The following is a 20163-nucleotide window of genomic DNA, read 5'->3' on the forward strand; positions in this document are numbered from 1 at the left end:
AAGAGCGTTGAACAGGACTGCACGGGAGGGAAGTTGGGACCTCCCGGGGGTGCGGGCTCAGCCCTTGAGGGCGCCGCCGAGGGCGAACCCGCCGCCCAGCTTGCGGGTCAGCAGCAGGTACAGCATCACCACGGGCAGCGTGTACACGAGGGAGAACGCGGCCAGCTGCCCGTACTGCGTCTGGTCATGGGCACTGAGGAACGTGAACACACTCACCGACGCCGGCAGCTTCTCCGGCGACAGCAGCAGCACGAACGGCACGAAGAAGTTGCCCCACATGCTGATGAAGGTGAACACGGTGACGACGGTGACACCCGGCCACATCAGCGGCAGCACCACACGCCCCAGCGACTGCATGGCGTTCGCGCCGTCGATCCGCGCGGCTTCCTCCAGGACGATGGGCACCCCGTCCATGAAGTTCTTCATCAGCCAGATCCCGATCGGCAGCGCGGAGGCCGCCAGGAACAGCGTCGTCGCGAACATCGAGTCGATCAGCTCGACCTGCACGAACATGCTGTACACGGGGATCATCACGGCGGTGATGGGCAGCCCGGTGGTGAACAGCACGGTGTACAGGAACGGGCGGCGCAGCCGCGAGCGGTAGCGCGAGAGCGGATACGCCGCCAGGATCGACGTGACCACGCACAGCAGGGTCGCCCCGCCGCACAGCAGCAGCCCGTTGAGCAGCGGCCGGAACGTCGTTTCGGTGTTCAGGATCGCGTGGAAGTTGTCCAGCGTCGGCGGCGAGGGAACGCTCAGCTCGAAGCTGGCCGTCGAGCTGAACGACGCGAACACCATCCACACCAGCGGCAGCACGAACAGCAGGCTGATCACCAGCAGGACGACGTTGACGGCGATACGTCCGGGACGGATCCGGCGGCGTGCCGTGCCCGCCGCGGGAGACGGCCGGGCGCCGCCGTCGGCGCGGCCGGCCTCGGCAGCGGGCAGCAGATCGGTGGTCGCCATCAGTCCTCCTCCACCTTGAGCAGCTTCAGATACACGGCGGAGAACAGCGCGCCCACGACCAGCAGCACCAGCGCGATCGCGGTGCCGTAGCCGATCATGCTGTTCTGGAACGCCTGCTGGTACATGAACACCGGCAGGGTCTGGCTCTTGTTGCCGGGCCCGCCCCGCGTCATGGCGTAGATCAGCCCGAAGACCGAGAGCGTCTGCAGGGTGATCAGCATCAGGTTCGTCATGATGGTGCGGCGGATCACCGGCAGCGTCACGTGCCACAGCCGGTGCCACACACCCGCGCCGTCCATCTCGGCGGCCTCGACCAGCTCGCGCGGCACCTCGTTGAGCGCGGCGGAGTACACCATCATCGAGAACGCGGTGCCGCGCCACACATTGGCGAGACACACCGCGAGGATCGGCAGGGTGTACAGCCAGTTCTGCTGCGGCAGCCCCAGGAAGCCGAGGACGTCGTTGAGCGCGCCCTGCTTGTAGAAGAACGCGTACATCAGGTACCCGGCTACCACCTCGGGCAGCACCCAGGCGGCGATCACGACACCGTTGGTGAGCGTACGCAGCGGCTTGGTGGCCTTCTCGGCCATCACCGCGAGGCTCAGGCCGAGGGTGTTCTGCCCGATGACGGCGGAGCCGACGACGAACACCAGGGTCAGCCACAGGGCGTTGAGGAAGTTCGGATCGTCGAGCGCCCGCGTGAAGTTGTCCAGGCCGACGAAGTTCGTCTCGGCGGCACCCGTCAGCTGGGCGTCGGTGAACGCGTCGTAGACGCAGTACAGGATCGGTCCGGCCAGGAACACGGCCAGCAGGACGATCGACGGCAGCAGCGGCATGCCGCGCAGCAGTGAGCGACTCGCGGCGCTGCGGCCCGCCGCGCGCCCACCGGGGGCGGTGGAACCGGCGGTGGCGACGGCGGATTTCATCGGGCGCCCTTGACGGTGGCGTCCGGGCCGACGGCCGTGGCCAGGTCCTGGTCATAGGTCTTGGCGGCCTCGCCCACCGAGGCCTGCCCGGTGGTCACGGACTCCATGGCCTTGGTGACGGCGTTGGAGACCTGCGGGTACTTCGGCAGCGCCGGGCGGAAGTGGGTGTACTTCACCAGGTCGGTGAAGAACTTGTTGGTCGGCGTGGCGTTGAGGTACTTCGGGTCGGCGGCCACGTCGGTGCGCACGGCGGTCGTGGACTCGATGATGTTCCACTTCACCGAGTTGTCCTTGTTCTTGATCGCCTTGGTGAACTGCCAGGCCAGATCGGGATTCTTGGCCTTCGACGGAATCGACCAGGCCCACCCGCCGGACATGCTGACCTTGCCGGGCGCCTGACCGTGTTGAGTCGGCATGGCGGCGGACTTCATCGTCTTCGCCCAGTCGGGCCACGGGCTCGGGCCGGTCTTCAGCCAGTTGTTGGCCATCCAGGAACCGTCGATGTTGATGGCGAGCTTGCTCTTCGGCAGCAGCTTCGTACCCACCTCGGTGCCCGCGTTCGGGCCGAGCGCGGTGGACTTGTCCAGGCCCAGGTCCTCGTCGTAGACGCTGTGCACGAACTTCAGCGCGTCCTGGAAGCCCTGCGAGCCGACGATCCACTTCTTCTTCTTGGCGTCGTACAGGGAGTCACCGGCAGCATCGGTCCCGTACAGCAGCATCTCGAAGCCCTGCATGGTGGACTGCTCACCACCGGCCTGACCGGTGTAGAGATTCATCGGAATGACACCGGGCAGCTTCTTCTTCAACGTGCGCGCGGTGTCGAGCAGCTCCTGCCAACTCTTCGGCTGCCAGGGCGTCTTGATGCCCGCCTTCTTCAACAGCTTCTGGTTGTACCAGATGCCACGGGTGTCGGTGTCGTCCGGAACGGCGTACGTCTTGCCGTCGGTGGGGGAGGAGACGGCGTCCTTGGCCGCCTTCGCGAACTTGCCCCAGTCCGACCACTTGGACACGTACTCGTCGAGCGGCTTGAGATAGCCGCTGGCGATGTCGGAGTTGATCAGCGCGGTGTCCTCGTAGACCAGGTCGGGCGCGGTCGAGGGTGACCGCATCATCAGCTGGATCTTCGTGTAGTAGTCGTTCTCGGAGGCCGTGACCGGAACGATCTGGACCTTCTTGCCCGGGTGGGCCTTCTCGAACGACTTCTTCATCGAGGCGAGGAATTTCTGCTGCTTGTGGTCGTTCTGATCCAGGTGCTGCCAGTAGACGACCTTGATCGAGTCGCCACCGGCGGAGGATCCGGAACCACCGCAAGCGGTTGCGGACAACGTTGTCGCGATGGTGACCGCGAGGGCGGCGAAAAGCTTCTTGCGCAAGGGGTTCCTCCAGGAGGTGGCGGCTCGGCACCCGAAGACGGGCGCTCAACTGCAGGCGGTACCAGAGGTGTTGCGATGCACCGGTCGGGTGGCGATGCGGAAGCCACCGACGATGCGGGCGTTGTGCGTGATGCGTTGGCGATTACCTAAATCCAATGGATGGACTAAGTCAACGCCTGCTGCATAATCTCGACGCCGAAACCCGGTGCGCCGGCCACGAGTTGGCGGGAGTGCCGGGGCGGACTTGCCCGAAGGGAGGAACGCCATGGCGCGCAGCGGCACCAACCTGCCCAGGGTCGGCGGCTACAACCAGGCCGTCGTCCTGGCCGCCATCCGCACCAAAGGGCCGGTGAGCCGCGTCGAGTTGGGCCCACTGACCGGACTCACCAACCAGACGGTGTCCAACGTCGTACGCAGACTGCTCGACGAGGGCCTGATCGCCGAGTCGGGCCACGCACCCTCCAGCGGCGGCAAACGCCGCACCCTGCTCACCCCGCGAGCCGACGGCGCCTACGCCCTCGGGGTGCACCTCGACCCGGACGCCGCCGTGATCGTCCTCGTGGACCTCGCCGGATCGATATTGCTCAGCCGCCGCTTCGCACTGCCACGCCCCAGCGATCCCGCCGAGGTGGTCGACCGGGTGGCGCGCGCGGCGCTGCGGCTGCCGGAGCGCGCCGCGATCGACCGCAGCCGGCTCCTGGGCCTGGGCATCGCGGCGCCGGGCCCCATCGACGCGGAGACGGGCGCGGTCGTGGACCCGCCCAACTTCGACGGCTGGCGGCGCGTACCCCTGCTCGACATGTTCGCGCAGGCGACGGGCATGCCGGTCGCGATGGACAACGATGCGACGGCCGCGGCGATCGGCGAGCGCTGGATCGGCGGCGAGAAACGCGCGGACGGCTTCCTGTACCTGTACATGGGTGCGGGTATCGGCGCGGGCGTCATGCTGGGTGGTCATGTGCTGCGCGGTGATTCGGGCAACGCGGGCGAGATCGGCCACGCCCAGACCGAGCCGGGTGGCCGCCGCTGCGACTGCGGTAGCGACGGTTGCCTGGGCCCGTACTGCAACCCCGCCGCGCTGGTCGAGGACCTGTTCACCCGACACGGAGGTACGGCTGCACGACGGATCGGCCTGAGTGGTGTCCCTGGTGCGGTACGCGCCGACTGGAAGCTGTTACGGCGCGCGGCGGGCGCGGGGGACGAAGCGGCGCTCGATGTGGTGCGCCTGGCGGGGCGTCGGATGGGGCAGGCGGTGCGAGGGGCGGTGGCGCTGCTCGACGTGAGCCGGGTGGTACTGGGCGGCGAGGCGCTCGTCGGGGTGGAACAGGTGCTGGGCGAGGAGATCGACAAGGCGATCAATACGACGTCGGTGGCTCGTGCGTTGGGTGGTGTGGTGGTGGAGCCGAGTCTGATTGGTGAGACAGCGGGGGCAGTAGGGGCGGCGTCGCTTGTGCTGTATGGGCGTTACGCGCCGGGGTGGGGGATGTTGACAGAGGTGTCGGGGTGAGGGGGCGCTTGTACGCGGGGGAGCGGCGCTCCGGCGCGGGATGCCGCCCACGGAACGTCCCTCGCTCCCGCTCCGGCTCCCGCCACCGGCGGCGACACGGCGGCGCCCGCGCCGGTCACGGTGGTGACAGCCTGCCTGTCACCGGCCGGCGGTCGCGGCTGGTGCCGGATAGGGGGCGCGGAAGGTGAACGCCTCGGGCCCCGGACCGTGTTGACGGATCCGTGAGACCCGCTCCATCGCCTCGGCGGCGCTCGGCCGATGGCCGGCCGGCACCCACCACAGGGCCTGGTATGCCTCGGCCATGCGCTGGAACCACTCGCGGCGGCGGCTCAGCACCCGCAGGTGATCGCTGTGGTACGTGAACGCGCGCAGCGCCTCGACCGACTCCCAGACGGAGCAGTTGATGATGACCATGTCGTCGTCGCTGTCGGGCCGGAGGTCGGTGGCGTCCTCCCCTTCGTCGCCGACCATGCGCCAGATGAATCCGGGGCTGCCGTCGGCGAGCGCGTTGATCTCGGGGAGCTGTGCGACGAAGTCGGCGAGCTCGGGTCCGGTCAGCGGGGCGACGAGGCGGCCGATGTTGACCTGTGCGAGGTGGAAGTCGGTCATGGGCTCAGCATGGCCGAGCCCGTTTCTATAGTCAACACTCGCTTGTTTTAGAAATTCACCCGGATTCGCGAGCGGAATCCTGCTCGGAGTTCCGGCGGAGCGCCACGCAGCAGCCGCCCGGGCGCGGATCCATCGCCGGCGACCACGCCGCGGGTGCGAGTCCCTCCAGAAGTGCGAGATTCATCCCGCAGATGAGGGCGGGGAACTCCTCGGCCAACGAGTGGAAGGGGCAGTTGCGCAGCCGCAACGTCTCCTCGTCCCAATAGGGTTGATAACCGCGCTCGCTCAGCACGTCGACCAGATCGTCGGCGGCCACGTCGGGCTGCGCCGCCCCCGCGGACCGGGCGGCCTCCTGCAACTCCCGGTCCAGGCCCGCGTTTTCCACGGTCGAGGCGAGCAGATGACTGACGGAATCGTAGGACCGGGGCGGGAGGGACACGGCGTGCTCGCCCTCCCCGCGCCGGTACACCTTCGCCGGCCGCCCCGCTCCTGGACCGGTGCGCCCGGACAGCCGCCGCGACGACGGGACGAGCAGCCCCGCCTCGACCAGCTTGTCCAAGTGGAACGCGGCAAGCGACCGCGAGACACCGACCGCCTCCGCGGCCGCGTCACGTCCTACGTCGTCCGGTTGGGCGGCGACGTAGCGGTAGAGGCGACGGCGTACGGGGTCGCTCAGCGCGCCCACTGCTGCGAATGCGGAATCGTCATTGGTCACGCGTCGAGTCTATGACCAACGAGGGCCCCCGATAGAGCGCGAGGCACGAGGCGCGAGGCATGCGGCGCGAGGCGTGCGGCGCGCGGTCGGGTCCGCTGCGTCCTCAACACACCGCGAGGCCCGGCACCGGCTGATCGTTCTTCCCGCCGGTGAGATACACATCGCTGACGAACACCCCGGAGTTGCCGCTGTCGTCATCGGTCTTCGCCCACCAGGCGTTCGTCCACTCCCCGTGGGTTTCCCGCTGCGGCCGCTTGGCCTGGCAGTAGAAGTAGTTGGTGCCCGGGCGGATGGTGCCGACGGGGCGGTGCTGGGAGTCGTACGAGGTGGCGGAGCGCCACACGCGGCAGTTGGACCTGCCGCCGCCGATGTGTGTGCAGGCGGGGGAGGGGGTGGCACTCGCGGAGACGCTGGGAGCGGCGCTCGTGGAGGCGCTGGGGGTGACGGTCGCGGGAGGCGTTGCCGACGGGGTACCGGACGGCGGGTCGGAAGGCGAATGTGACGGCGGCGTCGGCGACTTGGAGCGATCTGCGGCGACGGTCCCCGCCGCACTTCCGCTCCCCTCGTCGCCGCCCTGGCTGGTCACGAGGTACGTGGCGCCGGCCCCGACGAGCAGCGCCGCGGCGACCGCGACGGCGACGGTGCCGCGTCGCCGAGTGTCGCCACGCTGCGCGCTGAGGGTCTCCGCGCCGGCCGGTCCGGGGTGTCGCGGTGGAGCGGCCATGGGGGACGCCCCGGCGGCGAAGGCATGGGGGTCAGGTCCGGACACCTGCTGCTCTGCCTGTGTCTCTGTCCCTGCCTCCGGCCGGCGCAGCCGCATGGTGTCGGGGGATCGGGGTGGCAGCGGCTCACCCGCGGCCGTGGCCCTCAACAACTGCGCGGCCCGCACGGCGTCGGCCCGCAGCGCCGGATCCTTGTCCAACAGCTCGGCCAGCGCGGGCGCCAGAGGCCCGGCTCGCCGCGGTTCGGGCAGCGGTTCCGTCACTATCGCCGTGATCGTCGACCACGTGGAGGTCCGCCGGAACGGCGGCGCACCCTCGACGGCCGAGTACAACGAGGCACCCAGCGCCCACACATCCGTGGCGGGCCCCACGTCGCCGCCGCGAGCCTGCTCGGGCGCGAGGTAGTCCAGCGAACCCACCAGCTCGCCACTGCGCGTGATCCGTGTGGCGGCGCCATCATCCGGCTCCTGGAGCGCGGCGATCCCGAAGTCGGTGAGCACGACCCGGCCACCGTGCTCGAGCAGAATGTTGCTGGGCTTGACGTCCCGGTGCCACACCCCGGCCCGGTGTGCGGCCGCGAGCGCGTCCGACACCTCGGCGCCGATACGAGCCGCCTCTACGGGATCGAGGGGGCCACGCCGCTGCAACAGTCCCTGGAGCGACTCGCCGTCCACCAACTCCATCACGATCACCGGACGGCCCTCGTGCTCGACGACGTCGTGCACGGCGACCACACCGTGGTGGCGTACCCGCGCGGCCGCCCGCGCCTCGCGCTCCATCCGCAACCGCTGCTCGGTAGGATCAGGCCCGTCGGCGCCGTCGAACGACCGAAGCTCCTTGACGGCGACCTCGCGCCCCAGCCGCTCGTCGACGGCCCGCCAGACGGTCCCCATCCCGCCACTGCCGAGCCGCCCGACGACGCGATAACGCCCGGCGATCACCCGTCCGTGCCCCGCGCCGCTCGCACGCTCGTCCCCCATGGCCCGCACTCCACCCGTCTCCTGTCGGCCCTTCAGGTTCCTGCCGAACCTTGAAGCCTGGGCAATCTCACCACCACCGTAGACACCAGGGACCCCGATGAGTACGCCGGCCCGTATCGGCCCCGCGATTCAACCAGGAGGATGAGGGGACCGCCTCCGTCGCCTCGGCGGTGGCGGGACGTGGTTGTGGGCCGCTGGGAACGTCAGGGTGACCACTGCCCGTTGGGCTCCTTGTTCCTTCAGGTCGGTCGGTCAGGACCCGGGGCGCGGGCCATCGGCCTCATGCATCGCTGTCCGGTCGGCCGTCCTCGGCCTGAGCGGCCTGCCTTCTGGCGAGTTCGGCCTCGTAGCGGCGTACGCGCTCGGCCAGCGGCAGCGGCGCCTCGTCCAGACCGGTGGTCGACCCACTGGCCATCCGGGCGCACACGCCCCGGCACGCGAGCGTCGGTCCCTCATCGCCGCGCGAGACGACGAAGGCGTCCGCGGTCGGCGTGGTCCGGTAGTCCGTGCCGCAGATGACGCAGGTCAGACCGAAGAGTGCCTCTTCGGTCGGTGTCGAGCGACCGCTGCGACGGCTGGAAATCGAGGATTGCGAATACATCGGTCTTCCGTCCTCGGGAGCCGGCGGGCTCCCCGGCTTGCCATTCCCCGAGAGCGACACCGAAAAGGGCGACGGCATGCGACACACACCCGGTACTGGCACCGTACTCCGCCGCGTGCCGGGCCCGTGGGCAGAGCCAGATCGGGCCGAAAGTCAGAGGGCATCGAGGCGGAGCGCTTCCTTGGGAACACGTTCCGTTCAGTTCATCGGACTACATCAACCCGGTTACGGAAGTCTCGTACTGTTTTGGTGATCAAGACCGGGGGTTGGCGTGAAGGCCTGACGGTGATGAGGGGGCCGGATGGGCGCTGAGCGGGAGTAGTTCGGGGTGCTGCGGGAATTCCGGCCGGCCGCGTCGCTGACCATGGAGGCCTGGCGGAGGCCTCGGGCGTCAGCGTCCGCGGCATCGGTGACCTGGAGCGGGGACGGAAGGCCGCGCCGCAACGGCGTACCGTGGCCGCGCTCGCCGACAGCCTCGGACCGAGCGGGGCGGTCCGGGACCGGCTCCTGGAGGTCGCCCGCGGCGATCGCGGCACCGGATACAGCCCCACGGGCGTACGGTCCTTCCCCCGCGGCATCGACGACTTCGTCGGACGCGAACAGGAACTCGCCCAGCTCACGAAACTCGCGGAGCGCGTCGCCTCCCAGGGCCTGGCCGAGGTGACCAGCGGACCGTGGAGCGCGCGGTCCCACCCGGTGGCGGTCGCGGTGTCCGGCCCACCGGGAACGGGCAAGACGACGCTCGCCCTCCACGCCGCACGGGACCTCGCGGACCGGTTCCCGGACGGGCAGCTGGTAGTGGACCTGCGCGGCATGGACGAAGCGCCGCCGGACCCCGCCGAGTTGATGCTCGGCGTCCTCAAGGCGCTCCAGGTCGCCGACCGGGACCTCGCGAAGGCCGGCCCCAGGGACACGCCGGACTGTACCGTCGCCTGCTGGCCGACCAGCGGGTCCTGCTGGTCCTCGACAACGCCCGGGACGAGGCCCAGGTGCGCCCGCTGTTGCCGGGCGCCGGAGCGGGCATGGTCGTGGTGACGAGCCGGCGCATGCTCACGGGCCTGGAGAGCGTGCACCGCATTCCGTTGGGCGAACTGAGTCCCGACGAGGCGGCCGCGTTCCTGACCACGCTCGTCGGACCGGAGCGGGCGCAGGCCGATCCGGCCGCTCTAGCCGACGTCGCCCGGTGCTGCAGGCATCTTCGGTTGGCGCTGCGCGTGGCGGCCGCCTTCGACCTGTCCTACCGTCAGCTCACCCCGGCGGGCGCCCGCCTCTTCCGCCGCCTCTCCCTCGTTCCGGGCCCGGACACCGGTGCCCCGCCCGCGGCCCGACTGACCGGACAGCACCTGTACGACGCCGAGGACACCCCCGAGGAACTGGTGGAGGCAGGGCTGCTCGGCACCGACCGGGACCGCTAGCGCCTGCACGATCTCTTGTGTCTGTTTGCCTGTGATTGTTTTGGGGTTGGTTGGAACTGGTCCATGGTGCTCCGGCTGCCGGCTGCCGGCTGCCGGTTGGTGCGGCGCTGTGGGCCTGTCCTCGGCCGGCAGTGCGCTGGAGTGGCTGAGGGCCGGGAGTGCCGACTGGCTGGCCGTCTTCCGTGCTGCCGTGGCGGCTGGTCGGCAGGCCGCTGTGGTGGGGGTGGCTGGGGTGTTGTGCTGGTTTTTTGGTCGGTGGTTGTTCTGGGGGTGCTGGTCCGAGGGTTTTGCCAGGGTGGTGCTGGGTGGTGGGTGCTGGGTGGTGGGTGGTGGGTTTCTGGGGGTGATTCTTTTGGTTGTGTGTGTGGGAGGTTCGGGTGGGGCTGGGAATTGTGTGGTGGGGGGTCTTTTGTTGGGTTGTGTGGGTGTTGCTGGGTGTGTTGTTGTGGTTGCGGGGTGTGTGTGGTGTTTGCAGGGTGGCGGGGTGTAGTGCTCGTCAACCGCAATCGCGAAAAGGTGGGTTATGCGTTTTTCCCGGAAGGTCGGTGTCTTGGGGTCCGCCGTGTTGTGTGGTGCGCTCGCGTTGGGTGTGGCCGGTCCGGCCGGTCCGGCGTTCTCGTCGGTGATGGATTCGCGGGCCGGTGGTGTGTCCGGTGCGTCCGTTGCTCCGGTTCCGGGGGCGGATGCGCTGGCGAAGCAGAATGCGGCGCTGGCGGGGGCGGGCGCGGTTCTGCAGCCGGTGACCGGCCTTGTTGCCGGTGTGCTGAAGGCGCCCGGCGGCAAGTTGTCCAAGGAGGAGGCCGCCGGGCATGCGGCCGGCGTGAAGAAGGCGCTGGACGGTCTGACGGCCGGTGCGAAGGCGGCGGCTGACAAGGGGGGTGCGCCGGGTGCCGGTGGGCAGGCCCCGGGCGCCGAGCTTGTCGCGAAGGCGGCGGCGGACCTGCAGGCCAAGGTGGACGCTTTGGTGAAGGCGTCGGCTGCGGGGGATGCGAAGGCGACGGCCGCGGCGCTGCAGGCGACGTTGACCGGGACGGTGAATGTGGTGGTTGCGATCGTGCTCGGTGGTGATCTGCCGGCGCCGGACCTGAAGGGTCTGCCGAAGCTGCCGTCGCTGCCGGGCGTCTCCCCGGCACAGACGCTGCCGTCGTTGTAGGTGCCTGGGGCAACTCGAGGTGGGGGGAGGGGCCGGCCCGCACGGGCCGGCCCCTCCCTTGCGGGCGACCGGGAGCGGTCCGTTCACCGGTAGCCGGCAGAGCGCACCGGCATGGGTGGCTGGACGGTGCCGGTGCTGGCACACGACGTCAGGAACGGTTGTGGCCGAGCTTCCTGTCCCGGGTCGGGGCGAGGGCGCATGCCGCTTCTGCTCGGCCGGCGGCTTGGGGCGTGAGGGCTTGCGGCCAAGGGGTTCCGTCTCGCCGGTCGCGCGCGGGGATCCTGTTCGCGTGCGTCCTGGTGCGGCCCGCGGGCGCCGAATTGGGTGGTGCCGGAGACGGGGACGGGGTGGATCCCTTTCCATCTCAACCGGGGGAAAGGTGCGCGGGCTTGGGCTGCAAGGCCACTTCCGCCACGCCGTCCCCATGGGTGGCGAAGCCGCGCCATTGCCGAAGGTTCTGTCGTCAAACTCCCGTCTGCCCGGCGGCGTCTGACACGCTCGCGGCGTTGCCGAAAGGCCTGAGTAGCTCCGCTACGAGGGCTTTCCGGCGCCTTGCGGTCGCACGTTTCCCCAAGCTCTCGGCTTCGCTCGAGCAGGGGTGGCCCCATTAGGCCGTCGGGCCGCCCTTGGGGCGACGACGGGAGTTTGACGACAGGTCTTAAGAAGGCTGGCGCGCCGCTCGATGGTGTAGTGCTGCGTGTGTGTCTCGCGCTCGGGAGCCGGTGGCGTGCTGTGCCGTGTCCGGCCGCGGGGGGTGGGGCCGGCCGGGACCGGAGCGACGGTGTACCGCGTGTGGCCTGGTTCACGTCTCACGGCGGCGGATGCCCGTCTGCTCGAGGGCCGGTCGGTGCGCCGGGGCGGGCGATCAAGTGCCGGCCCCGGCGTGGGGCGGTGTGGTCAGGGCCGTGGCTCGTCGAGGTACTGGTCGGCCCAGGCGCTGATGATGTGCGCGGCGCGCTGCGCCTGCCCCCGCGCGGTCAGCAGGTGGTCGGCGCCTTCGAGGGAGATGAAGCTGCGGGGGTGGCGGGCTTCCTGGAAGATTTCCGCGGCGTTGTCGATGTCGACGGTGGAGTCGGTGGGGGAGTGCGCGACCAGCAGCGGAAGGTTCAGTTCGCCGATCGTCTCGCGCAGATGCGCCTTGCGGACGTCCTCGACGAAGGCACGTTTGAGGACGAGGGTGCGTCCGCCGACGAACCATTCGTGGGAGCCCTCGCTGAGTACGCGGTCCAGGACCGTGTCGTACTGGCGCTCGACGTGGCTGGGGTCGACGGGTGCGGCGATGGTGGCCAGGGCGCGCAGGCCGGGGATGTCGCGGGCGGCGGCGAGGGCGGCGGCGCCGCCCCAGGAGTGGCCGACCAGCAGATCCACGGGAGTCCCGCGCTCGGCCATGAAGGCCGCGGCTTGGATGGTGTCCTGGACCTTGACGGTGAAGGAGCCGTCTCCCCAGTCGCCGTCGGAGCCGCCGATGCCGAGGTTGTCGAAGCGGAGCATGCCGATGCCCTCGCGGGCCAGTTGCTTGCTGACGCGGGAGGCGGCCGGCGAGTCCTTGCCGAGGGTGAAGCCGTGCGCGAAGAGTCCCCAGCCGCGGACCTCGCCCTCCGGCAGGTCGATCACTCCGGCCAGTTCGGGGCCGACGACGCTGGGGAATCTCACTTTTTCTTTCATCTGTGGTGCTCACCTAGGCAGGAACCGGTCGGGGGACGGGGGCGCGCGTGGCACCGGCCGGTGCCACGCGCGAGCCGGTGAGCAGCATGTCACGCGCTGATCACTCCTCTCGACAGTTCAACTGCTGACCGCTCAGGGGGAGGGCCGGGCGGCCCCCGCCGGCCCCCGTCGGCGCACACGGTCCGGCGGGCACCGGGCGCCGGGCCGGCACATACCGGCCCGGGCGGGCACGGGCCGGCGCATAGCGGTCCGGGCGGGTGCCGGTCCGGCGTATAGCGGTCCGGCGGGTGCCGGTCCGGTGGTTTCGCCGGGCGGTGGTGGCGTGGTGTGTGGAGCAGGGGTGGTGTGGCTGGGCCGAGGGGGAGTCGGGGCCGGGCCCGCCGGGTTCCGCGCGCAGACCGCCCGGACAGCCCGGACAGCCCGGACGGTCCGGACGGTCCGGGCGGTCCGGGCGGTCCGGGTGGCGGCAGTGGCCTGCTCGTGGGTGTCGTTGTCTGTGCCGGTCGTTAGCTGTACGGCGTTGCCGGGAAGTGCCATCACCACCGGTGCGCGGCCACAGCGCTGCACGGGCGGCCCCTGAACAGCCCGCCTTCCCCCGTTCGTACGCTTTCCGTACGGTCGATGTACGCGATGTGTGCGGTTGGTGGGGTAGGGTCTGGGGTGGGAGGTGTTCCATGTCCGAGTCCGGGTCCGGGGCTGAGTCCGGGGCTGATTTGTTTGATGCGGTCGATGCGCTGGTGGCGTCGCGTGCGTCGTTGCCGCCCGCGCAGGAGCGCAAGCGGTTGCGCGTGGCGCATGGTCTGACGCTGGATCAGGTGGCGGTGGCGTTGAAGGTGCGGCGGGCCACGGTGTCCGGCTGGGAGTCGGCGAAGAAGCCGACGGAGCCGCGTGGTCCGGAGCGGGAGGCGTATGCGCGGCTGCTGGGCCGGCTCGCGGAGCTTTATCCCGCCCCGGCGGAACCGGGCGCGCCGGTGTCCGCCGCGTTCACCGTCGCGCCCGGTCCGGCGCACGCGCGGAGTCTGTCCCCGGGCCGGGCCCCCGGGGCTGCGGCCGTGACTGCAGCCGAGACTCGCCAGCCCCAGCCCCAGCCCCAGCCCCAGCCCGCGGCCCCGGCTGCGACGGCTTCGGCCCCGGATCCCGCGGCCGCGGTCGTGTCCGGGGCTGGGACGGCTCCGGGCCCCGCGCGGCGTGCGGCGCGGAGCGCCGGGCCGTCGTCGACGCCGCGCCGCCCCGGTGCGAAGAAGCCGGCCCCGGCGGCGAACTCCCCGGCCCCGGCGGCCGATTCCCCGGCGCCGGCGGCGAACACCCCGGCGCGGGCGGCGGATTCCCCGGCCCCGGTGGCCGGTACCGCGGTGGCCGGTGCCGGTGCCGGTGCCGGTGCGCGGTTCGCGAACGGCCCGCTGGCTGTCGTCGATGTCGATGCGGAGGGGCGGGTGGTGGCGTACTGCACCGGCGGTCTGGTCCTGGACGTGCCCGCCAGGTCGATGCCGGCCCTGGTGGAGTGGACGCTGACGGAGGCGGAGCTCGGGCAGCCGAAGCTGTCCGGGCCGGGCCGGGACGCCGACCCGCTGCTCGTGCTCACCGAAGCCGCCCTGGAGCGTTACGGTCTCCCGGCCACCCTCACGGAACAGGAACGGCTGGCCGGCCGTCTCCCGGACAGCCACCGGGCCGTCAGGCAGCTGGCCCGCGCGGAGTGGAAGCTGACGAAGCGGGGTTTCGGGCCGTGGGCACGCATCTACCGGCCCGCCACCGGTGCTGGGCGGGCGTGTGTGCAGCTGTGCATCCCGTCCTGGCACGCCCTGGATGCCCGCCACTGGGGTACTGCCGCCGAGCTGGCGCCGGCGGAACTGGCGCGGGTGCTGGGCGTGTACGCCTCGCGGGTGATGACGCCGCGCGGTTCGACGGCGGTGACCGGTCTGGAGCTGATGACCGCGCTGCACCCGCCGACGCGGGCCTCGGGTCCGGACGGCGACGGTATCCGGCACTCCGAGCACAATCCCGGCTCGCTGGGCAGGGATCCGGTCGATCCGGCGCCGTGCGAGGCCCCCGACGGCCACCCGCTGCTCAGGGACCTGCCCCGTTTCCACGTCCGCGGCCCGGGAGAGAAGCTGTTCGAGGAGGCCCTGGACTGGGCGCGGCCGATGACGGACGCCGAGTGCACGCTGCGTCATCTGGTCGGCATCGACGTCAATATGGCCTTCGCGGCCGGCGCCAACGGCCTCCATGTCGGTCTCGGCGCGCCTGCGCATGTCACGGACCCGGTCTTCGACGCGAAGCTGCCCGGCAGTTGGCTGGTGGATCTTTCCCACGTCGATCTGTCGAGGGTGAAGTCCGGCAGGGACCGGTGGGTGGAGCTGGACGGTTCGCTGCTGCCCTCCCCGTTCACACCGAAGGGCGAACGGCCGACGGGGCCGGCCTGGTATGCGACCCCGACCGTCGCCTACGCGGCCGAGCTCGGTTACGAGGTCCGCCCAATCGAGGCGTGGGTGCGCTACGACAGCGGCCGCTATCTGGACGGCTGGTACCAGCGGCTGCGCGACGCCTACCTCGCCACGATGGCCGACCTCGGCGTCGCCGCGGACCTGCCGCCCGGGGACTTCCTGGCGGCGATGGACGGCTACCGGGACCGCGACCCCCAGCTGGCGATCGTCGGCTCGGCGATCAAGGCGACCGTGAAGGGTGGTCTGGGCAAGCTGCGCGAGCGTCCCCGCGGGGAGGGCTGGCGGCCGGGCGAGCCGTGGCGTGCGCTGGCCCGCCCGACCTGGCGCCCGGACATCCGCGCGGCGGTCATCGCCCGCACCCGCATCAACCTGCACCGCAAGATCGTCAAGCATGCGGCGTTCACGGGGCAGTACCCGGTTGCGGTGCTGTCCGACTGTGTCGTCTACGCCGCGGGCGGGCCGGGTCCGCTGGATTTCCTGCCCTACCGGGACGGCAAGCCGCTGCCCGGCGGTTTCCGGCTCGGCATCAACCCCGGCCTGGTCAAGCACGAGGGCACCCAGTCCGTTTTGTGGGGTGAGGAGGTCCGCGAGCGGTTTGACGCCCCGGAGCTGAACCTCGCCCGTTACATCAAGGACGGCACCGTCACCGACGCCGACACCGGTGAGCAGGGGAGGGGAGGGCGATGAGCCTGTTCGCCGATGGTCTGGACGCCGCGGTGCAGAAGGCGTTCACGCGCCCGGCACCGAAGAGGGCGGGCCCGCAGATGCGCTACCTGGTCAGACAGCTGGGCGGCACCAGGAAGGCGGCCCAATTGCTGGGCGTCTCCCAGCGCACCGTCGAGCGCTATGTGAAGGACCAGATCAAAAGGCCCCGCCCGGATCTCGCCGCGCGCCTGGAACGCGAGGTGAAGAGGCGCTGGCAGCCGCAGGTCCGCGCCAAGGCGCGGCAGAAGGCGGCCAGCACGGACGGCCTCGTCATCGACACCCGCGCCCGCATGGGCTACACCGCCCCGATCGGCACCACCGACCAGGACCGCATCCGGCACCTGACCGTCGCGCTGCCGCCCGTCCACGCCGGCCGCCTCTTCGATGCCCGGCAGGCCGGCGCCTCCGATGAGGAACTCCGCCGGATCGCGGCCGACGCGCTGCGCGAGGTGTACTTCCAGGACGGCGGCCGCCGCGCGGGCAGCCTGGAAGAGGTCCGCTTCACCGACATCGAGCACCTGGAGTTCGACCTGTAGCGGCCGTTGCTCCGAACAGCCCGCGGGGGCCTGCCGGACGGCCCCCGCGGGCAGGCGCGCCGTGCCCGGCGGCATCCGGCCCTGCCGGCGACGGGCGGCCACGGGCCCGTCCCCACGCGCCTGCCGCTCGCACAGCTGCTGGATGGGGGGCAGGGCGGTCTTCGCCGCCCGGCGTGCCGGAGCACCCGGGCGGCGTCTGCCGGTCTGCAGGGTGTGAGCCGTCCGCGTCCGTCCGCGCCCGTCCGCGTCCGTCCGCGTCCGCTCGTGTCCGCCGTACGTACCGCTGGTCCCGGCCGTGCCGGCACGGGAACCGGCGGCGTTCCTCGGCCCGGTGCGTGACCGGCTTCCCGAAGCCTGAAACGGCCCCTTCTGCCGGACGGTCCGGCCCCGTCGCAGATCACGGCTGGAGCAGGGAAGACAGAGGGGGCAGCAGAGGATGATCCGGGATCGTCCCCGAAGCCGAAGCCGAAGCCGAAGCCGAAGCCGAAGCCGAAGCCGAAGCCGAAGCCGAAGCCGAAGCCGAAGCCGAAGCCGAAGCCGAAGCCGAAGCCGAAGCCGAAGCCGAAGCCGAAGCCGAAGCCGAAGCCGAAGCCGAAGCCGAAGCCGAAGCCGAAGCCGAAGCCGAAGCCGAAGCCGAAGCCGAAGCCGAAGCCGAAGCCGAAGCCGAAGCCGAAGCCGAAGCCGAAGCCGAAGCCGAAGCCGAAGCCGGGTTCCCGGTCCGCATCCACGTCCTCCTCTGTGCGCGCTGGAATGACGTCCTGGCCCGGCGCGCCCATTTCCTGCCTCGTCCTCCCAACCACCCGGCCACCTGGCACCGGCAGTTCCTGGAGCGAGGGCCTGGGGCCGGCCGGCAACGTGGCCGCGACGGGTACCGGCCAGGTCCTGGCCACGTGCCCGGCAGTCACAGCCCGGTGATGGACTGCGAAGTCCTGGTCCGTGGGCTCCTCGCAGCAGGCGTCAACAGGCAGGGAGGAACGGGGGAACGGGTGCCCGGATGCATGGGACGCCGCCGGGCGTGGTGAGGGCGCCGGGGGAGTCCTCGGGCCGCGCGCCGGCGGAACCTCGCCGCCCTCGCCGCGCCCGCCGAACGGCCCGGGAGGAGGCGGAGGCGATCGCCGGCGGTCCGGCCCGGCGGCCTCGCCTCAGGGACGGGCCCCGGCAGTGCCCATCACATCGGGCTTGCGGGCCAGGAGGCAGGCGTGCGGCCTGGCCACGCGTTTGCCGGGTTCCTGTTCCAGTCGTGCGGTGACGGCGAGTCCGGCCTGCTCCAGCAGGCCGGCCATGCGGTCCAGGGGCAGGAGGTACGACTCGTAGGACACCGGTCGGCCGTAGCCGTGGGTCGGCTGCAGCCGCTCGTTGCCGACGTAGTCTCCCCAGAGCAGGTGGCCGCCGGGCGCGAGCGTGCGGTGGAACTCGGCGAACACCGCCGGCAGCCATTGCGGGGGCGTGTGATGGGTGGAGTACCAGGCCAGGATGCCGCCGAGTTCGCCGTCCCCCGTCTCCAGCGCGGTCATCGAGCCCTCGGTGAACCGCAGCGTTGGGTAGGCGCGTCTGGCCGGCCCGACCATCTTCGGCGACAGGTCGACACCGAAGGCGGGCACCCCCAGTCCGGCCAGGTGCGCCGTCACGCGGCCGGGGCCGCACCCCAGGTCCGCGACCGGCCCCAGAGCGGCCATCCGCACGAGTTCGGCGAACCCGGCCGGCATCGTGCGGGACAGCGGGTCCATTGCGGCGGGCGGCGGGACGCGTTGGACGTAGTCGGCGGCGACCGTGTCGTAGGACTCGCGGACGGCGGTCAGGTAGGAGAGCTCAGCCACGCGGGCGACCCCAGAGCAGACAACTGACAGGCCGTGCCACGCCCTTCAGCCGGCCTGCGCAACGCCCACCACTGTCGCCCCCAGCCGCCACCCCACCCCGCCCCGGTGATCGTTCCCGGCCACGGCACGGCGGTCACCGCCATGCCCTCCATCCCCTCCCCGGAAAGTCCGGCGCCGCACGGCACCCCGCCCGCTGAGAAGCTGCGCGACACACCCCCTGTCTTGCTCTTGCTGCAGATCGATCGGGTGGTGCTTGGCCGCGGATGGCGCTCTGCTCAGCGTCACAGCGTTCCCGGACGGCGAGCCGCACCCGGCAGCATCTGGCCGGCCGGGTGCGGGCCGTGGCTTGCATCAGTGCCCGGGTGCGGCTCCAGCGGTGCCCGGCGAACCCGAACGCCCGCGTGGGGGCCGGCATTTCACTGTCGTGCGGAGCAGCACGGGGCGGGCGGTTGCCTCAGGCGGTCGGGTCCCACAGGCCGCCGGCTTCACCGCGGGCGAGGTGTTCGGCGTAGACGCCGGTCTTCCAGGCGATGAGGGACCGGCACTCTTCCAGGGCCTGGATCTGTGCGTCGACGCGTCGGCGGTGGGTGTCCAGCAGCCGCAGACGTTCTTCCTCGTTGCCCGGTCCGTGGCGGACGAGTTCGGCGAAGTGTTTGAGGTCGGCGAGGGGCATGCCGGATGCGCGGAGCTTGACGCAGATCAGCAGCCAGTCGACATCGAGGGCGGTGTAGCGCCGGCGGCCGCCGGATGTGCGCTGGAGAGGCCCGACGAGCAGGCCCTCGCGCTCGTAGAAGCGCAGGGCGTGCACGCTCAGCCCGGTCCGTTCGGCGACCTCGCCGATGCCCAGCGACTGCATAGGAGCCCCGGTGCTGGTCATGCCGCTCACTCCCGGACTTGATCTAGACCTTGCTCTAGATCGTAGCGTCCACGGCATGTCCTTCACCGATCAGCAGCAGCCCCTCGGCTCGCCCTTCTCCGCCTCCAGCACCGCCGAAGACGTCATGGCCGGCCTCGACCTTTCCGCAAGGACGGCCGTGGTGAGCGGGGGCTACTCGGGGCTCGGCCTGGAGACCACCCGGGCGCTGACGGCCGCCGGAGCCCGGGTCATCGTTCCCGCACGCCGCCCCGACGCCGCCCGTGCCGCGCTGAAGGAGGTGAACAACTGCGAGGTCATTGCCATGGACCTGGCCGACCTCGCCGGCGTCCGCGCAGCCTGCGCCCACATCGGCGACCGTTTCGGGCGGCTCGACCTCCTGATGGCTGTCGCCGGGGTCATGGCCACAGCGCAGCGGCGCGTCGGGCCCGGCTGGGAGGGCCAGCTCACCGCCAACCACTTCGGGCACTTCACCCTCGCCTGCGAGCTCTACCCGCTGCTGGCCGCCGCGGACGGCGCGCGTGTCGTCGTCAACAGCTCCGCCGGACACGCCCTGAGCGGCATCCGCTGGCACGATCCGCACTTTCGTACCGGCTACGACAAGTGGCTGGCCTACGGCCAGGCCAAGACCGCCAACGCCCTGTTCGCCGTCCACCTCGACGCCGTCGGGCAGGGCGACGGGGTGCGGGCCTTCGCCCTGCACCCCGGCAGGATCATCACCGCTCTCCAGCGGGAGATGACACTCCGGGAGCAGATCGACCGCGGCTGGGTGGACGAGCACGGCACGGTCGTCGGCGACGGTTTCAAAACCCCCTCCCAGGGGGCCGCCACCGGCCTGTGGGCCGCCACGTCCCCGCTCCTCGCCCACCGGGGCGGCCTCTACCTGGAGGACTGCGACGTCGCCCGCGTCTGCGCCCCCGGCACCCCCATGGACGACGGCGGCGTCCGCGCCCACGCCGTCGACCCCGGCGAGGCGGCCCGGCTCTGGGACCTGTCCCTCGCCGCGACCGGCGCCACGCCGGTCACCTAGCCACCCCGGGAGCCCCGGCGGATCAGCGCCGAAGCCACGCGGCCACCGGAGCACCCCGACAACCAGGACCAGCAGCCGGGCAGACGCACCCCTGGGCCGCATCACCGGACAGAACCCGGACCCGCAGA

Annotated in this window: 17 protein-coding genes and 1 pseudogene; 8 read left to right on the plus strand and 10 right to left on the minus strand. The window is 71.3% G+C overall.

Going from position 1 to position 20163, the window contains the following annotated elements:
- Positions 1-57: 57 nt before the first annotated feature.
- From OG746_RS45175 to OG746_RS45185, 3 genes are read right to left on the minus strand one after another with little or no spacing between them, the layout of a single operon-like run.
- The gene (locus OG746_RS45175; RefSeq protein ID WP_266725430.1) at positions 58-966 is read right to left on the minus strand and encodes a carbohydrate ABC transporter permease; all 909 of its coding nucleotides are present in this window, start codon (positions 964-966) and stop codon (positions 58-60) included.
- Entirely contained in the window at positions 966-1892 is a 927-nt protein-coding gene (locus OG746_RS45180) for a carbohydrate ABC transporter permease (protein WP_406514614.1), read from the minus strand. The genes OG746_RS45175 and OG746_RS45180 overlap by 1 nt, the downstream gene beginning before the upstream one ends.
- Positions 1889-3265, minus strand: coding sequence for an extracellular solute-binding protein (locus OG746_RS45185; protein WP_266725432.1), 1377 nt, complete (start codon positions 3263-3265; stop codon positions 1889-1891). The genes OG746_RS45180 and OG746_RS45185 overlap by 4 nt, the downstream gene beginning before the upstream one ends.
- A 265-nt stretch (positions 3266-3530) precedes the next feature.
- On the opposite strand from OG746_RS45185, the gene OG746_RS45190 reads away from it, so the two are divergent.
- Positions 3531-4772, plus strand: coding sequence for an ROK family transcriptional regulator (locus tag OG746_RS45190; RefSeq protein WP_266725434.1), 1242 nt, complete (start codon positions 3531-3533; stop codon positions 4770-4772).
- Positions 4773-4910: 138 nt separating this feature from the next.
- Here OG746_RS45190 and OG746_RS45195 read toward each other — a convergent pair whose 3' ends face one another.
- The 3 genes from OG746_RS45195 to OG746_RS45205 all read right to left on the minus strand — a co-directional run bounded on the left by OG746_RS45195 (position 4911) and on the right by OG746_RS45205 (position 7798).
- Positions 4911-5381, minus strand: a complete 471-nt coding sequence (locus OG746_RS45195) for a DUF3291 domain-containing protein (protein WP_266725436.1) — start codon at positions 5379-5381, stop codon at positions 4911-4913.
- Between the two features lie 55 nt (positions 5382-5436).
- Positions 5437-6096 (minus strand): helix-turn-helix transcriptional regulator, encoded by a 660-nt coding sequence (locus OG746_RS45200; protein ID WP_266725438.1) that lies wholly within the window; start codon positions 6094-6096, stop codon positions 5437-5439.
- A gap of 103 nt (positions 6097-6199) precedes the next feature.
- Positions 6200-7798 (minus strand): serine/threonine-protein kinase, encoded by a 1599-nt coding sequence (locus tag OG746_RS45205; protein ID WP_266725440.1) that lies wholly within the window; start codon positions 7796-7798, stop codon positions 6200-6202.
- 165 nt (positions 7799-7963) lie between these two features.
- On the opposite strand from OG746_RS45205, the pseudogene OG746_RS45210 reads away from it, so the two are divergent.
- Positions 7964-8074, plus strand: a pseudogene (locus OG746_RS45210) (TetR/AcrR family transcriptional regulator); the annotation flags it as partial.
- Positions 8075-8078: 4 nt separating this feature from the next.
- On the opposite strand, the gene OG746_RS45215 reads toward OG746_RS45210, so the two are convergent.
- The gene (locus tag OG746_RS45215) at positions 8079-8399 is read right to left on the minus strand and encodes a hypothetical protein (protein ID WP_266725811.1); all 321 of its coding nucleotides are present in this window, start codon (positions 8397-8399) and stop codon (positions 8079-8081) included.
- A 453-nt stretch (positions 8400-8852) separates the two neighbouring features.
- On the opposite strand from OG746_RS45215, the gene OG746_RS45220 reads away from it, so the two are divergent.
- The 3 genes from OG746_RS45220 (at position 8853) to OG746_RS45230 (ending at position 10967) form a co-directional block, all read left to right on the plus strand.
- Positions 8853-9434 (plus strand): hypothetical protein, encoded by a 582-nt coding sequence (locus tag OG746_RS45220; protein WP_266725442.1) that lies wholly within the window; start codon positions 8853-8855, stop codon positions 9432-9434.
- Complete coding sequence (locus OG746_RS45225) at positions 9422-9814, plus strand: hypothetical protein (RefSeq protein ID WP_266725444.1); 393 nt, start codon at positions 9422-9424, stop codon at positions 9812-9814. Before OG746_RS45220 ends, OG746_RS45225 begins: the two co-directional genes overlap by 13 nt.
- Before the next feature lie 523 nt (positions 9815-10337).
- The gene (locus tag OG746_RS45230; RefSeq protein ID WP_266718562.1) at positions 10338-10967 is read left to right on the plus strand and encodes a hypothetical protein; all 630 of its coding nucleotides are present in this window, start codon (positions 10338-10340) and stop codon (positions 10965-10967) included.
- An 897-nt stretch (positions 10968-11864) separates the two neighbouring features.
- Here the strand turns inward: OG746_RS45230 and OG746_RS45235 are convergent.
- On the minus strand, positions 11865-12620 hold the full coding sequence (locus tag OG746_RS45235) for an alpha/beta hydrolase family protein (protein WP_266718564.1): 756 nt from the start codon (positions 12618-12620) through the stop codon (positions 11865-11867).
- Positions 12621-13306: 686 nt separating this feature from the next.
- Here OG746_RS45235 and tap point away from each other — a divergent pair.
- Both tap and tpg read left to right on the plus strand, forming a co-directional pair.
- The gene (gene tap / locus OG746_RS45240; RefSeq protein ID WP_266718566.1) at positions 13307-15760 is read left to right on the plus strand and encodes a telomere-associated protein Tap; all 2454 of its coding nucleotides are present in this window, start codon (positions 13307-13309) and stop codon (positions 15758-15760) included.
- Positions 15757-16314, plus strand: coding sequence for a telomere-protecting terminal protein Tpg (gene tpg / locus OG746_RS45245; protein ID WP_266718568.1), 558 nt, complete (start codon positions 15757-15759; stop codon positions 16312-16314). Before tap ends, tpg begins: the two co-directional genes overlap by 4 nt.
- Before the next feature lie 1142 nt (positions 16315-17456).
- Here tpg and OG746_RS45250 read toward each other — a convergent pair.
- Both OG746_RS45250 and OG746_RS45255 read right to left on the minus strand, forming a co-directional pair.
- Complete coding sequence (locus OG746_RS45250; RefSeq protein ID WP_266718571.1) at positions 17457-18131, minus strand: class I SAM-dependent methyltransferase; 675 nt, start codon at positions 18129-18131, stop codon at positions 17457-17459.
- A 454-nt stretch (positions 18132-18585) separates the two neighbouring features.
- On the minus strand, positions 18586-19008 hold the full coding sequence (locus OG746_RS45255) for a MerR family transcriptional regulator (RefSeq protein WP_266718573.1): 423 nt from the start codon (positions 19006-19008) through the stop codon (positions 18586-18588).
- 55 nt (positions 19009-19063) lie between these two features.
- On the opposite strand from OG746_RS45255, the gene OG746_RS45260 reads away from it, so the two are divergent.
- The gene (locus OG746_RS45260) at positions 19064-20035 is read left to right on the plus strand and encodes an oxidoreductase (RefSeq protein ID WP_266718575.1); all 972 of its coding nucleotides are present in this window, start codon (positions 19064-19066) and stop codon (positions 20033-20035) included.
- Positions 20036-20163 lie beyond the last annotated feature (128 nt).

Source organism: Streptomyces sp. NBC_01016, from assembly GCF_026341035.1.
Classification (GTDB): domain Bacteria; phylum Actinomycetota; class Actinomycetes; order Streptomycetales; family Streptomycetaceae; genus Streptomyces.

Coding starts and splice junctions, on each gene's coding strand:
- OG746_RS45260 (WP_266718575.1), top strand. CDS start 19,064: ATGTCCTTCACCGATCAGCAGCAGCCCCTCGGCTCGCCCTTCTCCGCC.
- OG746_RS45195 (WP_266725436.1), bottom strand. CDS start 5,381: ATGACCGACTTCCACCTCGCACAGGTCAACATCGGCCGCCTCGTCGCC.
- OG746_RS45180 (WP_406514614.1), bottom strand. CDS start 1,892: ATGAAATCCGCCGTCGCCACCGCCGGTTCCACCGCCCCCGGTGGGCGC.
- OG746_RS45215 (WP_266725811.1), bottom strand. CDS start 8,399: ATGTATTCGCAATCCTCGATTTCCAGCCGTCGCAGCGGTCGCTCGACA.
- OG746_RS45205 (WP_266725440.1), bottom strand. CDS start 7,798: ATGGGGGACGAGCGTGCGAGCGGCGCGGGGCACGGACGGGTGATCGCC.
- OG746_RS45175 (WP_266725430.1), bottom strand. CDS start 966: ATGGCGACCACCGATCTGCTGCCCGCTGCCGAGGCCGGCCGCGCCGAC.
- OG746_RS45190 (WP_266725434.1), top strand. CDS start 3,531: ATGGCGCGCAGCGGCACCAACCTGCCCAGGGTCGGCGGCTACAACCAG.
- OG746_RS45230 (WP_266718562.1), top strand. CDS start 10,338: ATGCGTTTTTCCCGGAAGGTCGGTGTCTTGGGGTCCGCCGTGTTGTGT.
- tap (WP_266718566.1), top strand. CDS start 13,307: ATGTCCGAGTCCGGGTCCGGGGCTGAGTCCGGGGCTGATTTGTTTGAT.
- OG746_RS45225 (WP_266725444.1), top strand. CDS start 9,422: ATGGTCGTGGTGACGAGCCGGCGCATGCTCACGGGCCTGGAGAGCGTG.
- OG746_RS45255 (WP_266718573.1), bottom strand. CDS start 19,008: ATGACCAGCACCGGGGCTCCTATGCAGTCGCTGGGCATCGGCGAGGTC.
- tpg (WP_266718568.1), top strand. CDS start 15,757: ATGAGCCTGTTCGCCGATGGTCTGGACGCCGCGGTGCAGAAGGCGTTC.